At 71.1% G+C, this 13,428-nt stretch carries 10 protein-coding genes; 4 read left to right on the forward strand and 6 right to left on the reverse strand.

The genetic code is table 11. The features are described from left to right. Positions 1-5: 5 nt before the first annotated feature. The 4 genes from pcaH to pcaDC are packed head-to-tail and all read left to right on the forward strand — an operon-like array spanning position 6 to position 3,838. Positions 6-758: a protocatechuate 3,4-dioxygenase subunit beta gene (pcaH, locus tag F4553_RS03835; RefSeq protein WP_184832057.1), complete on the forward strand. Its 753-nt coding sequence runs from the start codon at positions 6-8 to the stop codon at positions 756-758. After that, on the forward strand, positions 758-1,312 hold the full coding sequence (gene pcaG / locus F4553_RS03840; protein WP_184832059.1) for a protocatechuate 3,4-dioxygenase subunit alpha: 555 nt from the start codon (positions 758-760) through the stop codon (positions 1,310-1,312). The genes pcaH and pcaG overlap by 1 nt, the downstream gene beginning before the upstream one ends. After that, entirely contained in the window at positions 1,299-2,684 is a 1,386-nt protein-coding gene (gene pcaB / locus F4553_RS03845) for a 3-carboxy-cis,cis-muconate cycloisomerase (RefSeq protein WP_246465810.1), read from the forward strand. The genes pcaG and pcaB overlap by 14 nt, the downstream gene beginning before the upstream one ends. Further along, positions 2,681-3,838 (forward strand): bifunctional 3-oxoadipate enol-lactonase/4-carboxymuconolactone decarboxylase PcaDC, encoded by a 1,158-nt coding sequence (gene pcaDC / locus F4553_RS43120; RefSeq protein WP_184832061.1) that lies wholly within the window; start codon positions 2,681-2,683, stop codon positions 3,836-3,838. The genes pcaB and pcaDC overlap by 4 nt, the downstream gene beginning before the upstream one ends. A gap of 191 nt (positions 3,839-4,029) precedes the next feature. Here the strand turns inward: pcaDC and F4553_RS03855 are convergent, their stop codons facing one another. From F4553_RS03855 to F4553_RS03880, 6 genes are all read right to left on the reverse strand, one after another. Next, positions 4,030-5,673 (reverse strand): glycoside hydrolase family 27 protein, encoded by a 1,644-nt coding sequence (locus F4553_RS03855; protein ID WP_184832063.1) that lies wholly within the window; start codon positions 5,671-5,673, stop codon positions 4,030-4,032. 33 nt (positions 5,674-5,706) lie between these two features. Next, positions 5,707-7,062 (reverse strand): extracellular catalytic domain type 1 short-chain-length polyhydroxyalkanoate depolymerase, encoded by a 1,356-nt coding sequence (locus F4553_RS03860; RefSeq protein WP_184832065.1) that lies wholly within the window; start codon positions 7,060-7,062, stop codon positions 5,707-5,709. Between the two features lie 47 nt (positions 7,063-7,109). Continuing rightward, the gene (locus F4553_RS03865) at positions 7,110-8,903 is read right to left on the reverse strand and encodes a family 43 glycosylhydrolase (RefSeq protein WP_221469683.1); all 1,794 of its coding nucleotides are present in this window, start codon (positions 8,901-8,903) and stop codon (positions 7,110-7,112) included. Between the two features lie 62 nt (positions 8,904-8,965). Continuing rightward, positions 8,966-10,318 carry a ricin-type beta-trefoil lectin domain protein gene (locus tag F4553_RS03870; protein ID WP_184832069.1) on the reverse strand — a complete coding sequence of 451 codons (1,353 nt, stop codon included), beginning with the start codon at positions 10,316-10,318 and terminating at the stop codon, positions 8,966-8,968. 153 nt (positions 10,319-10,471) lie between these two features. Next, positions 10,472-11,572, reverse strand: a complete 1,101-nt coding sequence (locus F4553_RS03875; RefSeq protein WP_184832071.1) for an RICIN domain-containing protein — start codon at positions 11,570-11,572, stop codon at positions 10,472-10,474. Positions 11,573-11,814: 242 nt separating this feature from the next. Further along, the gene (locus tag F4553_RS03880) at positions 11,815-13,272 is read right to left on the reverse strand and encodes a non-reducing end alpha-L-arabinofuranosidase family hydrolase (protein ID WP_376776189.1); all 1,458 of its coding nucleotides are present in this window, start codon (positions 13,270-13,272) and stop codon (positions 11,815-11,817) included. Between the last annotated feature and the right edge of the window lie 156 nt (positions 13,273-13,428).

Consider the following 13,428-nt stretch of genomic DNA (forward strand, 5'->3'; position numbering starts at 1 on the left):
CCACCATGATCCCCACTCAGCGGGACATCTCCGCGCTGATCGGCGTGGAGGCCGCACGGCACCGGGCGACCGGCGCCGTGCGGCACCACCCCGACCGCCGCTACCCGCCCTACCGCAGCAGCGAACTGCGTCACCCGGCACACCCGCTGGTCACGGTCGCCGACCCCGACGCGGTCGAGCTGTCCGGTCCCGTCTTCGGCGTCACCGATGTCACCGAACTCGACGCCGACCTGACCCGCCAGCACGCGGGCGAACCGCTCGGCGAGCGGATCACCGTCACCGGCCGCGTCCTGGACCGCGCCGGGCGCCCGGTCCGCGGCCAGCTCGTGGAGATCTGGCAGGCCAACGCGTCCGGCCGGTACGCACACCAGCGCGACCAGCACCCCGCCCCGCTGGACCCCCACTTCACCGGCGTCGGCCGCTGCCTGACCGGCGACGACGGTGGCTACCGCTTCACCACCGTCAGACCCGGCGCCTACCCGTGGCTCAACCACACCAACGCATGGCGGCCCGCGCACATCCACTTCTCCCTGTTCGGCACCGCCTTCGCCCAGCGCCTCGTGACGCAGATGTACTTCCCCGGCGATCCCCTGTTCGCCTACGACCCGATCCTGCAGGCGGTCACCGACGACGCCGCCCGGGCCCGGCTGGTCGCCGCCTACGACCACGACCTGTCCGTCCCGCAGTGGTCGCTCGGCTACCGCTGGGACATCGTCCTGGACGGCCCCGCCGCCACCTGGATCGAGGAAGGACGCTGATGCACCCCACGCCCTCGCAGACCATCGGCCCGTTCTACGGCTACGCCCTGCCCTTCCCCGACGGCGCGGCGGTCGCACCGGCGGGCCACCCCGACACCATCACCGTCCACGGCCGCGTCTACGACGGCGCCGGCGCCCCGGTCCCCGACGCGCTGCTGGAGTTCTGGCAGCCCGCACCCGACGGCAGCCGCCGCGGCGCACCGGGCTCCCTGCGCCGCGACCCCACCACCGGCGGGTACGCCGGACGCGACGGGCACACCTTCACCGGCTTCGCCCGCGTCGCCACCGACGCCGACGGCGCCTACACGCTGCACACGCTGCCGCCCGGACAGAACGCGTACCTGTCGGTGTGCGTCTTCGCCCGGGGCCTGCTGCACCACCTCTACACCCGCGCCTACCTCACTGGCACCGACACCGCTGCGGACCCGCTGCTCGCCTCGCTGCCCGAGCAGAGGCGGCGGACCCTGCTCGCGGTCCCGGCCCGCGGGCGCTGCCATCGCTTCGACATCCACCTGCAGGGCCCGAAGGAGACGGTCTTCCTTGCCTTCCCGTGACCAGGTCCCCGACGGGGCCGACGTCGGCCTGCTCTCGCCGCTGTCGGCGGGCTGCCCCGGTGCGGCGGCGACCGGCGACACCGCGCTGCTGCAGGCCATGCTGGACGCCGAGGCGGCCCTCGTCCGCGCCCAGGCCGGTCTCGGCCACGCACCGGCGGCGGCAGCCGCCGCGATCACCGCGGCCGCCCGCGCCGACCTGTTCGACCTGCGGGAGCTCGCCGTACAAGCCGCCAGCGGCGGCAACCCGGTGATCCCGCTCGTCGCCGCCCTCCGAGCGGCGGTGCCGGCCGACGCCGCCTCCGTGCACCGCGGTGCCACCAGCCAGGACATCGTCGACACCGCGATGATGCTCGTGGCGGCCCGCGTCCTGCCGCTGATCACCGCCGACCTCCACGAGACGGCGGCCGCCCTCGCCGCGCTGGCCTCGGCACACCGCACCACCGCGATGCCGGGCCGCACCCTCACCCAGCACGCCGTACCCACCACCTTCGGCCTCAAAGCCGCCGGCTGGCGCAGCCTCGTGCTCGACGCAGCCGACCGGCTCGGCGCGCTGCGGCTGCCCGCCCAGCTCGGCGGCGCCGCCGGCACCCTCGCCGCATTCGCACCGCCGGCGCTGGACCTCCCCGCCGCGTACGCCGCCGAACTGGGGCTGGCCGCCCCCGACCTGCCGTGGCACACCCTGCGCACCCCGGTCGCCGACCTCGCCGCCGCGCTCTGCCTCACCGTCTGCGCGCTGGGCAAACTCGCCGCCGACGTGCTCGTCGGGTCCCGCACGGAGATCGGCGAACTCGCCGAAGGCACCGGCGGCGCCTCGTCGGCCATGCCCCACAAGGCGAACCCGGTCCGGGCCACGCTGATCGCCGCCGCCGCACGCCAGGCACCCGCCCTCAACGCCGTCGTGCAGGGCGGCGTCGCCGCCGAGGACGAACGTCCCGCCGGCGCCTGGCACGCCGAATGGCAGCCGCTGCGCGAACTGCTCCGGCTCGCCGCGAGCTCCGCCCACGCCGCCGGGGAACTGACCCGGCGCCTGCGCGTCTTCCCCGACCGGATGGCGGCGAACCTGCACCTGACCCGGGGACTGATCGCCAGCGAGCGGCTCGCCGCCCACATCGAACCGGTCCTCGGCCGCGAACCGGCACGGCGGCTGCTGGAAAGGGCTGCACGCCAGGCTGTGGACGACGGCACACCGCTCGTCCACCTCCTGCTCAGCGACCCGCTGCTCGCCGAACGCGTCGACCACGCCGCGCTGCGGTCCGCCGCCGGCCCCGCCACCTACATCGGGGCCGCCGCCGCGCTCGTCGACCGGGCTCTCATCAGGACATCCGCCACCCCGGCGACAACCGCCCACCACCCCGTGAGGGATCCGGCATGAACGGCCTGCCGCACTTCACCGTCGACGGCCCGGCCGACGCGCCGGCGCTCCTGCTCGGACCGTCGCTCGGCACCTCGCTCGCCGTCTGGAACGCGCAGGTGCCCGCGCTGGCCAGGGACTTCCGCGTCGTGCGCTGGGACCTGCCCGGGCACGGCGGCTCCCCCGCCGACCTGATCGGCTCCGGCGCCGCCGTCACCGGCCTCGCCCGCCTCGTCGTGGGCATCGCCGACCACCTCGGCATCGACCGGTTCACCCACCTCGGCATCTCCCTCGGCGGCGCCGTCGGCGCGAGCCTCGCCCTCGACCACCCCGACCGGATCGACTCGCTCGTCCTCGTCTGCTCCTCCGCCCGATTCGGCGAACCCGGCGGCTGGCACGACCGCGCCGCGCTCGTGCGCGCGCACGGAACCGCGACGCTGATCCAGGCGGCACGAAGCCGCTGGTTCACCAACGGCTTCGCCGATCCAGCGGCCGACCGGCTCATCGCGGACCTGTCAGCCGCCGACCCGGCTGCCTACGCCGCCTGCTGCGACGCCCTCGCCGCCTTCGACCTGCGTGCCGACCTGCACCGGATCACCGCGCCGACGCTCATCGTCGCCGGGCGCGACGACATCGCCACCCCGCCCGCGCACGCGCGCGCTCTCGCCGACGGCATCGCCGCCGCGACGCTCGTCGAGATCCCGCACGCAGCCCATCTCGCCCCCGTCGAGCAGCCCCGGGCGGTCGACGCCGCCCTGCGGGCCTTCCTCGGCCCACTCGGCTCCGCCACCACCGACGCCGAACGCCGCGCCAAGGGCATGTCGGTGCGGCGGGCGTGCCTGGGCGACGCACATGTGGACCGGGCGGTCGCGCGCACCACCGGGTTCACGGCCCCCTTCCAGGACTTCATCACCCGCTACGCCTGGGGCGAGATCTGGACGCGGCCCGGCCTCGAGCGGCGCAGCCGCTCGTGCGTCACCCTGACCGCGCTCGTCGCGGGCGGCCACCACGAGGAGTTGGCGCTGCACGTACGCGCCGCACTGCGCAACGGTCTCACGCCGGACGAGATCGGCGAGGTCATCCTGCACGCCGCCGTCTACGTGGGGGTACCGGCCGCCAACTCCGCCTTCGCCGTCGCCCAGCGGGTACTGGACGAGGAATCCGACATCCGTTGACGAGACAGTCGCCAGTCGCCGACGGCGGCTCGCGCGGCCCTGGCCGCCGTCGACCCGCCGACGACCTCGTGGCCGTCGCGGACACCCACCGCCAGTTCGGCCTCCACCGGGCATCGGCGCACGGACTCCCCCGTCGAGGAGCGGGTACCGACCGGTCCCACACCACCCGGCACCCGCTCCTCGCTATCGGATCACTGCCTGGTCCAGCGCTGGTTCGCGGCGCCGGTGCAGGTCCAGAGGATGACGGTGGTGCCGTTGGCCGTCGCGGCTCCGTTCACATCCAGGCAGAGACCGGAGCTGTTACCGCTGACGGTGCCGCTGGAGTTGAAGGTCCACTGCTGGTTGGTCTGGCCGTTGCAGTCCCACAGCTGGACCTTGCTGCCGGCCGTGGCTCCGGTGGGAGCGTCGAGGCACTTGCCGAGCGCCTGCAGTGACTGGCCGCTCGCGGTCCAGCGCTGGTTGGCCGCACCGTTGCAGTCCCAGATGATCGGCTGGGTGCCGTTGGCGGTGTTGCTCTGCGGGACGTCCAGGCAGCGGCCCGAGGCGGCGCTGACCAGGGCGGTCGTCGTCGACGGGGGCGGCGACACGATCGTTCCGCCGCTGACCCGGTAGAAGACCGTGCCGTGTGCCGGGACGCTGGCGGCGATCGAGCCGCTCGTCGTGCTGGTGGCATTGGTCCAGGCGTCGAGCAGCGTGAACGACGTACCGCTCTTCCCGACCGCCGCGGCGGTGGTCGAGACGGTCGTGGCGGCGCCGCCCTGGTTGAACAGCGCCACGGCGACGTCCCCGTTGGCGAGGCGCTTGGCCAGCACTCGTCGTGTCCCGTCGTTGCTCACCTGGGTCGCCTGCAGTCCCAGCGAGTCCTGGTTGACGGCGATCAGGTTCTGGTTCTTCAGGATCGTCTGCGTCGCCGACGACATCGAGCGCAGGTCGTTGCCCGCGATCAGCGGTGCGGCCAGGATCGCCCAGAGGGCGAAGTGGCTGCGCATCTCCGTGTCGGTCATGCCGCCGCGGCCCACCTCCATCATGTCCGGGTCGTTGAAGCCTCCCGGCCGTGCGTACGAGGCGAGGGGGACGGTGACGTTGACGATGTTCTGGACTCCCATGGGGTATCCGTTGGCCTGGCCGGTGTCCCAGGCGTTGGTGATGTCCTCCGTCGTACGCCACATGTTGGCGACGTCGCCCCAGTTGCGCTGCGGCCCGGTCTTGGCGTGGATGCTGTTGGGGTTGATGCTGTAGACGATCTGGCGGCCGGTGGCCGCGAGCGCGTCGCGCATCTTGGCGAAGGTCGTCACCTGCTGGTCGATCGAGCCGTTGGGCGAGCACCAGTCGTATTTGAGGAAGTCGACGCCCCAGGCCGCGAACTGGCGGGCGTCCTGTGCCTCGTGTCCCTGGCTGCCCGTCGCACCCGGGTAGCTGCCGAAGTACTGGGCGCACGTCTTGTCCACGGGGACCTGGTAGAGGCCGAACTTGAGGCCCTTGCCGTGCAGGTAGTCGCCGAGGGCCTTCATTCCGCTGGGAAACCTCGAGGGGTCGCCTTGGAGGTTGCCGGAGGAGTCCCGGTTGGGGTTGAACCAGCAGTCGTCCACGACGACGTACTGGTAGCCGAGATCACGCATGCCGGTGCTGACCATGGCGTCGGCCATCTGCCGGATGAGGGCCTCGTTGATGTTGCAGCCGAAGGTGTTCCAGGAGTTCCAGCCCATCGGCGGTGTGCGGGCGACGCCGTTGTCCAGGGCCTGGACCGCGGTGGCGTGCCAGGCGACGGCGGAGGCGGTCAGGAGGGCTGCGGCCAGGGCTGTGCCCCACCGCCATGTTCCGGATCGGTGTTTCATCGTCTTCTCCAGTCGTGAGGGATCGTCATCGGGTCAGGTGCGCAGGGCCCACTGCTGGTTGGTGCCGCCGTGGCACGCGTAGAGCTGGATCTTCGTGCCGTTGGCGGTGCCCGCCCCGACCGCGTCGAGGCACAGCCCCGACTGCACCCCGGAGATGGAGCCGTTGGCGTTGAGGTTCCACTGCTGGTTGGTGCCGCCGCTGCAGTCCCAGATGATCACAGCGGTGCCGTTGGCGGTGCCGTGGCCGCTGGCGTCCAGGCACTTGCCCACGACGGTCAGCTGCTTGGCCGGCGTGTACGTCCAGCGTTGCGAGGTGCCGCCCCAGCAGTCGTAGAGCTGGGTCTGCGTGCCGTTGGCGGTGGAGGCGTTGGGGTCGTCCAGGCACCGGTTCGACGCCGCCCCGGCGATCATGACGTTGGTGCGGCCTCCCGCCGAGCTGCTCGGTGACGGGCTCGACGGCGGCGCGCCGGTGTCCAGGCCGAGGAACGCCACGGCGTAGGCCAGCATCCCGGCCTGCGGCAGGGTGTGCCCGGTGCCGGAGATGCTCACCCCTTCGACGGTGGCCTGCGTGCCGGTGGTGCCGTAGCGGGTCCTGGTCCAGCTCGGCTGCGGGCTGTCAGTGGCGGCTGGTGTCTGGCTCAGGCCGTGGAGGTTCGTCCACTGTTTGATCTCTTCACCGAAGTTGGGGTAGGCCAGCGTGGTGTCGGTGGTTCCGTGCCACAGCTGGATGCGGGGTCGGCGTCCGGTGTAGCCCGGGTACATGGCCCGGGCCGTGTCGCCCCACTGCTGCGCGGTGCGGGTGATGGTGCCGCCGGAGCACTGGCTGTTCCACAGGCTGCCGTCGGTGGTGGCGAAGCAGCCGGCGGGTACGCCGGAGAACGCCGAGGCGGCGGCGAAGACGTCCGGGTACTGCGCGGCCAGGACGTTGGTCATCATCGCCCCGGAGGAGAAGCCGCTGACGACGATCCGGGCCGGGTCGGCGTTGTAACGGCTGCGGGCCCAGCCGACCATCGACATGATGCCGGTGGAGTCGCCGCCGCCGTCTCGGCGCAGCGCCGCCGGGGTGGAGACGTCGAAGCAGTGTCCGCTGCGGGTCGCCTCCGGCAGGACGATGACGAAGCCGTACCGGTCCGCGGCGGTCACGAAGTCGCGGCCGTTGCCGCCGAAGATCCCCGACGCCGATCCGCCGCAGTAGTGGACGAGGACCAGCAGCGCCGGCCGCGAGGCGGTCACGTCCGGCGCGTAGACGTACATGTTGAGACCGGTGGGGTTGTTGCCGAAGCCCCCCACCTGGGTCAGGGTCGCGGCCGACGCCGGCCGGCCCGTCACGGCCATGAGGGCGAACGAGACGAGCACGGCGGCGCAGACCGCTGCGAGCAGTCGTTTCATGGGTTGGCTCCCTTGCCAGGCCCGGGGCGTCGCCGCCCCGGGCGCGCTCAGCGGGGTGTGAAGTCCTGGTTGGTGCCGGCGGCGTTCTTGCACTGCCACTGGTCGAGCTGCTGGCCGAGGGTGCTGTTGGCGTTGTAGACGTCCAGGCACAGGCCGCTGTTCTGGTTGCGGAAGGAGTAGGAGCCGTCCGCCTGCTGCACCGGCAGCCAGAGGCTGTTGGCGCCGCTGTTGGGCACCTGCTGGACGATGTTGGGTACGCCCGCGGTGGTCGAGCTCCCGGCCACGGCGACGTCGTACCCCGAGTGCTGGGCCTGCAGACGGCCGTAGCCGCCGGAGACCGGCACGAACTGGAAGCCCTGGTTGGTCTGTCCGCTGCAGGTGTACTGGGTGATCGCGGCCCCGGCCGCCGTGGACGCGCCGCTGACGTCGAGGCACAGCCCGTTGCTGCCGATGACCAGCGGGTGGTAGCCGGTCGGGTAGCCGGCGGACTGCCCGGCGGCGAACTGCCACCAGTTGACGTTGAACAGCGACCCGCTGCCGCCGGTGAAGCGCAGGTAGAGATCGTGGGTACCGGTCGCGCCGCTGACGGGGCACGACACCGAGGTCCAGGTCTGCCACCCGCCGGTGCCGGGAACGGTGCAGGTGCCGACCAGCGTGCCGGAGGCGCCGTCGAGGCGTACCTCGATGCGCCCGCCGCTCGCCGCAGACGCGACGCGGGCGGTGAACGAGTTGGCCCCGTTGCCGAACGCGACGCCCTTGACCTTGATGTAGTCGCCGTTGTCGATCCAGCCGACGTTCATGCCACCTTCGCCGGCGGCTTCGGTCTCGATGCCGCTGCCCCAGGCGACGGTCTCGGCCTCCTGGCGGACATACGGGTTGAGGGTGCCCGCCTGCGGTGCCCCGGTCGAGGTCATGTTGATCGTGGGGATCGTGCCGTCGGAGTTGTAGCTGAACTTCTCCACCGCCACGGAGCGGGTGTAGCCGCCGCCACCGGGCAGCGCGCCGTTGTGGTAGAAGAAGTAGGAGCCGCCGTTGAAGTCGACCAGGCCGGCGTGGTTGGTGAAGCTGCCGCCCTGCGTCGGCATGATCGTGCCGCGGTACGTCCACGGGCCGGTCGGGCCGGGTGCCGTGGAGTAGGCGATGAACTCCGAGCAGCACTTCGCCGCGAACACCATGTAGTAGAGGCTGTTGCGCTTGTAGACCCACGGGCCTTCCTCGTAGAGGGTGGGCCGGTTGGCGTCTCCGCTGCGGGTGCCGAACCCCGACGTGGTCAGCGGGATCTGCGTCGGGCTGCCGGAGTAGGAGATCATGTCGCTGTTGAGCCGCACGTACCACAGACGCGGGTTGCCGTAGTACAGGTACGCCTGGCCGTCGTCGTCGATGAAGACCGTGGGGTCGATCTCGGAGTTCTGGATGAGCGGGCGGCCCAGCGCGTCCCGGAACGGGCCGGTGGGGCTGTCGGCCACCCCGACGCCGATGGCGTTGGCGCCGTTGGCCATGCGCACCGGCACGTACCAGTAGAACTTGCCGTTGCGGTAGACGGCTTGGCCGGCCCACGCGTCGGAGCTCGCCCAGCTGAAGGTGGACAGGCTCATCGGCGAGCCGTGGTCGGTCCAGTTGACCATGTCCGCAGAGGACCAGACGCGCCAGTTGCGCATCGTGAAGTAGGTCGAGCCGTCCTCGTCGTGCCCCGTGTAGAGGTACACCCGGCCGTTGTGGACCAGCGGCGCCGGGTCGGCGGTGTAGACGTGCTGCACGACCGGGTTGTCCGCGCGGGCCGCGAGCGGGGTCAGCACGGACGCGCACAGCAGCGCGGCCGCCAGGGCCGCGGTGCGTCTCACCGCTCGCCGAAATCGGAATGTCACTGTTCGCTCCTGTCAGTTGCGAGATGAGGGGTACGCGGTCAGTTGCGCAGGGACCACTGCTGGTTGGCCCCGCCGTGGCAGCTCCACAGCTGGATGCGCGTACCGTTGGCGGTCGCGTTGCCGCTGGCGTCCAGGCAGAGCCCGGACTGGACCCCGGTGACGGTGCCGTTGGCGCCGACCGTCCACTGCTGGTTCGCCTGGCCGTTGCAGTCCCAGATCACCACCGCGGTGCCGTTACCCGTGCCCTGCCCGGAAGCGTCGAGGCACTTGCTGCCGTAGACGGTGAGCTGGCGGCTGCTGGTGTAGGTCCAGCGCTGGTGGGTCTGGCCGTGGCAGTCGTAGAGCTGCACCTGGGTGCCGTTCGCGGTCGACGCGTTGGGCACGTCGACACAGCGCCCGGACTGCTGGCCGACGAGCAGGACGTTGGACTGGCCGGGAGCGGGGCTGCTCGGCGGCGGAGAGCTCGGTGGCATGGTGGTGCCGAGCTGGGAGATGAACCGCCAGGCCTCGCCCTTGGTCCAGGTCCTGGTGCCGTCCTCGCAGCCGGAGCAGCCGTCGACCGGGCCCGGGCCGTGGCCGCCGTCGAAGGCCGCCCACTGGACGGGGTAGCCGGCGCGGCACGAGTAGGTGGTGGTGATGTGCCGGCCGCTGCCCACCGTGGGTTCCGGGGCGTTCTGGGTCGCGCAGCCGTTGTTGCGCAGGAACGTGTCGCGCAGCCCGCGGCCCTGCGCGATGGGGAGCACGTTGTCGGAGATGCCGTGGATGCCGAAGTAGGCGATGGGCTGGGTCCCGCCGGAGCAGCCGGACAGCTGGGCTCCGGAGTAGACCACGACTGCCCGGAAGACTGTGGACCGGGTGCAGGCGACGGCGTAGCTCATGCCGCCGCCGTAGCTGAACCCCATGGCGAACAGCTGCGTCGTGTCGACGCACAGGTCGTTTTCGATCATGCGGATCATGTCGTCGGTGAACGTGACGTCCTGGCCGCCGCTGTTGGGCCAGCCGTTGCCGATGCCCTGCGGCGCGACGAGGATCGCGCTGTTGCCCGACTGCTCCTGCATGCCGTAGTAGGCCCAGGAGGTCCCGCTGCCGCCGCCGGAGGCCACGTCGCTCATGGTGCCGCCGCGCCAGTGGTAGGCGAAGATCAACCGGTAGGGGCGGGTGTTGGTGTAGCCGTCGGGGACGCGCAGGGTGAAGCTGCGGTTCTGGCCGCTGCTCTGGATCGTGTAGCTGCCGGTTCGCAGCGTGGGCGCCTTGCCGCAGCCCGGGGTGGACGCGGCGTACGCCGGCGGTCCGGACAGTGCCGTCGCCCCGACGGCGCCGGCGGCGGCCAGGGCGCAGGCGGCGAGCACCGCCAGCCAGCGGGATACGGGTGGTCGGGTCGGGGTGGTCATCACGGTGCTGTCTCCTCAGGTGGGAACGGGACGCCGCAGCGGCGCGCTCGCGTCGCGGCGTGGACGGTCCGTGCCGTCCTGGGCAGGGACGGCACGAAGTCAGGGGTCGAGGGCCGCGTAGTCGTCGAGTGCGCTACGCGTGCGGAGGGCGGGTCAGGTGCGGGTCCACCGCTGGTTCGCCGCTGCGGTGCAGGTCCACAGGATGACCTGCGAGCCGTTCGCGGTGGCTGCGCCAGAAACGTCCAGGCACAGGCCCGAGGCGGCGTTGCTGATGCTGCCGTTGCTGTTGAAGGTCCACCGCTGGTTCGCGGCGCCCGTGCAGTCCCAGATCTGAGCCTTGGACCCGGCGGCCGCGTTCGTCGGCGAGTCGAGGCACTTGCCGAGGGACTGGATCGTCTGGCCGGAGACGGTCCACTGCTGGTTGGTCCGGCCGCTGCAGTCCCAGATGATCGGCTGCACACCGTTGGCCGTGTTGGCGTTGGGGACGTCCAGGCAGCGCCCGGACGCCGCGCCGACCAGCGCGGACGACGTCGATCCCCCGCCGGTGCCGATGCTTCCGGGCACCGCTTGCAGGGCCCCGTACCAGGTCGCGGCCATCTTGTCGTAGCCGTTGGCCGTGGGGTGGATGCCGTCGATGAGGTCGGCCGTGGTGAGAGCGGAGTGCATGTCGACGAGGTGGACGCGCTTGCCCGCGCTGACCTTGCTCTGGACGATGCCGGGGATGGCTGCGTTGAAGGTGCGGGCGGCGTTCTCCTGGCCGCCGTTGCTCAGCGGGATGATCGTCGCGACGAACACGTCCGCGGTCGGTGCGGCGGCGGTGATGCGGTCGATCAGGGCCGACAGCCGGTTCGGCGCTGCGGAGAGGTTGTAGTTCTGCAGCACGTCGTTGGTGCCGATGTGCAGCAGGACGGTACGCGGGGTCGTCGTCTGCAGCCAGCCGGTGATGTTGGCGTGGATCTGGTCGATCCGCCACCCCGGGTGGCCCTGGTGGTCGTGGTCGCCGAGGTTGGACGGTCCGTTGAACTGCGAGCCGACGAGGTCGACCCGGTACCCTCCGGCGGCCATCCGCTGCCACAGGCCGATCCGGTATCCGCCCGGCACCTGGGTGCCTTCGGTGATCGAGTCACCCAGCGGCATGACGCGTACGCCGCCGTTGGACTCGGCGTGAGCCGGGCCGCTGTACGCGGCGATTCCTGTCACTGCCAGCGCCAGGGTGAGCATGGCGAGGCTGAGCCAGCGTGGACGTGTGAGCATGTCGATCCTCTCGCTGTGATCAAAGGTGTAGTCGTGCGCGGTGGCCGGTCATGGCATATGCGACCCGTGACCGATCGGGACGGACGCGACGCCGCCGGTCCGACCACCGACGCAGTGGCGAAGCGACGGCTGGCTCCTGCAGCGCCCAGCCTGGGGAGCTGTGACGGAGGTCTTCGGTGGCCGCTCCCGCCGGGCGGGGCGGGAGCGGCCGGATCAGCGCGTTCGCGGAGTGGCGGACACCGTTAGCGCTGTCGGGTGAGGAGGCCGGGTCGGTAGGGCAGCAGGCCGTAGTCGCCGCCGGAGTTGGTCGCGCGGCCTTGGTAGAGGAGTTGGAGGTTGCAGGGGTCGATGGTCATGGTCTGGTCGGCGGTGGTGCGTAGGAGTTCGCCGTGGCTGATGTCGTTGGTCCAGGTGGCGCCGCTGTTGGCTTTGCCCGCGAAGGGGTTGCTCTCGGTGGCGGCCTGCGGTGTCCATGACCCGCCCAGGCTGGTCGCGGTGAAGGACCGGAAGTAGCGGCCGTTGGCGCCGATCGCTTCGACGATCATCAGGTACTGGTTCTGGCCGGCGACCTTGTAGACCTGGGGTGCTTCGAACAGGTTGTTCGTCGAGTCGGTCATGATGGTGGTGTAGGTGGAGCCGAAGCTGCCGGGGAAGTTCCCGATCGGCATGCTCGCCCGGTAGATCTTGCCGTTGTCGCCGGCGAAGAACAGGTACATGGTGGTGCTGTCGCCGATGATGGTCTGGTCGATCGGTCCGGTCCCCGACCCGCTGATGCTCCCGGTGAACAGGGGTTGCGCCGCGGACCACCCGTTGGGGTTGGTGGGGTCGGTGGTGGTGCGGTAGGAGAACGCGGTGGGTCCCCACTGGTAGGTCAGGACCCAGATGCCGCGGGGCGCGAAGTAGAACAGCGACGGTGCCACCGTCGCCGACGACATGCCGTTCTGACTGGCCGACGCCATGTCGGACCAGTTCGTGAACAGGCCGAAGTTCATCGACCCCCACGCGGACCCGAAATCATGGGTGGTGGCGTAGACGAGCTGCCGCCCGTTGTAGGGGGCGACGGTGAAGTCCTTCAACGACACCCACCCCGACTTCGGGGCCGCCAGGGCACCCGTCGAGGTCCACCGGTAGCTCGAGGGCAGCGTGCACCCACCGGGCGAAGACGACGGTGAGGTGGTGGGTGTCGGGGAGGGCGGGGTGCCGCCGACCGCGATCAGCTGCCACTGCTGGTTGGTGCCGCCCCAGTCGGCGTACTGGACGACCGCACCGCCGTCGGCGGTGGAGGCGCCCTGGACCTCGAGGGCCTTGCCGCTGTGGCGGTTGAGGAACCGGACGTACCCGTCGGCGGAGTCGGCGAGGGCCCACTGCTGGTTGGTGCCGTTGGTGTCGGTCCACTGCCGGACCGGGGCACCGTCAGCGGTCGAGAAGTTGTAATCATCGAGGACCTTGCCGGAATGCCGCGCCCTGATCCGGTAGAAACCGTTCCCCGACGACACGAACTGGAACTGCTGGTTCGTACCCCCGGACCGGGAATACTGCTGCACACAGGCACCGTCACCGGTCGAAGCACCACAGATGTCGACGGCTTTACCGCTGTTGCGGTTGACCAGGGTGTACCAGGCGTTCGGATCCACCGTCGCCGCCGACGCGCTCTGGGCGGTGACCGCGACCAATCCGATTCCGCTGAGAAGGGTGGCCATCGCCGCGATGATCGCCAAGAGCAGTCGGCGGCGTCTGGGCGGCGCGGTGGCCCGGTGAGGGGAGTTCATCTGGCTCCTTTGAAGACGTTCGAGTGAAGCGGACTTGGCATCTGTGCAGGTACTCATCCCTTATCTGACGATGTGAGCGCTAACATT

Source organism: Allocatelliglobosispora scoriae (genome assembly GCF_014204945.1).
In the GTDB taxonomy this organism is placed as follows: Bacteria; Actinomycetota; Actinomycetes; order Mycobacteriales; family Micromonosporaceae; genus Allocatelliglobosispora; species Allocatelliglobosispora scoriae.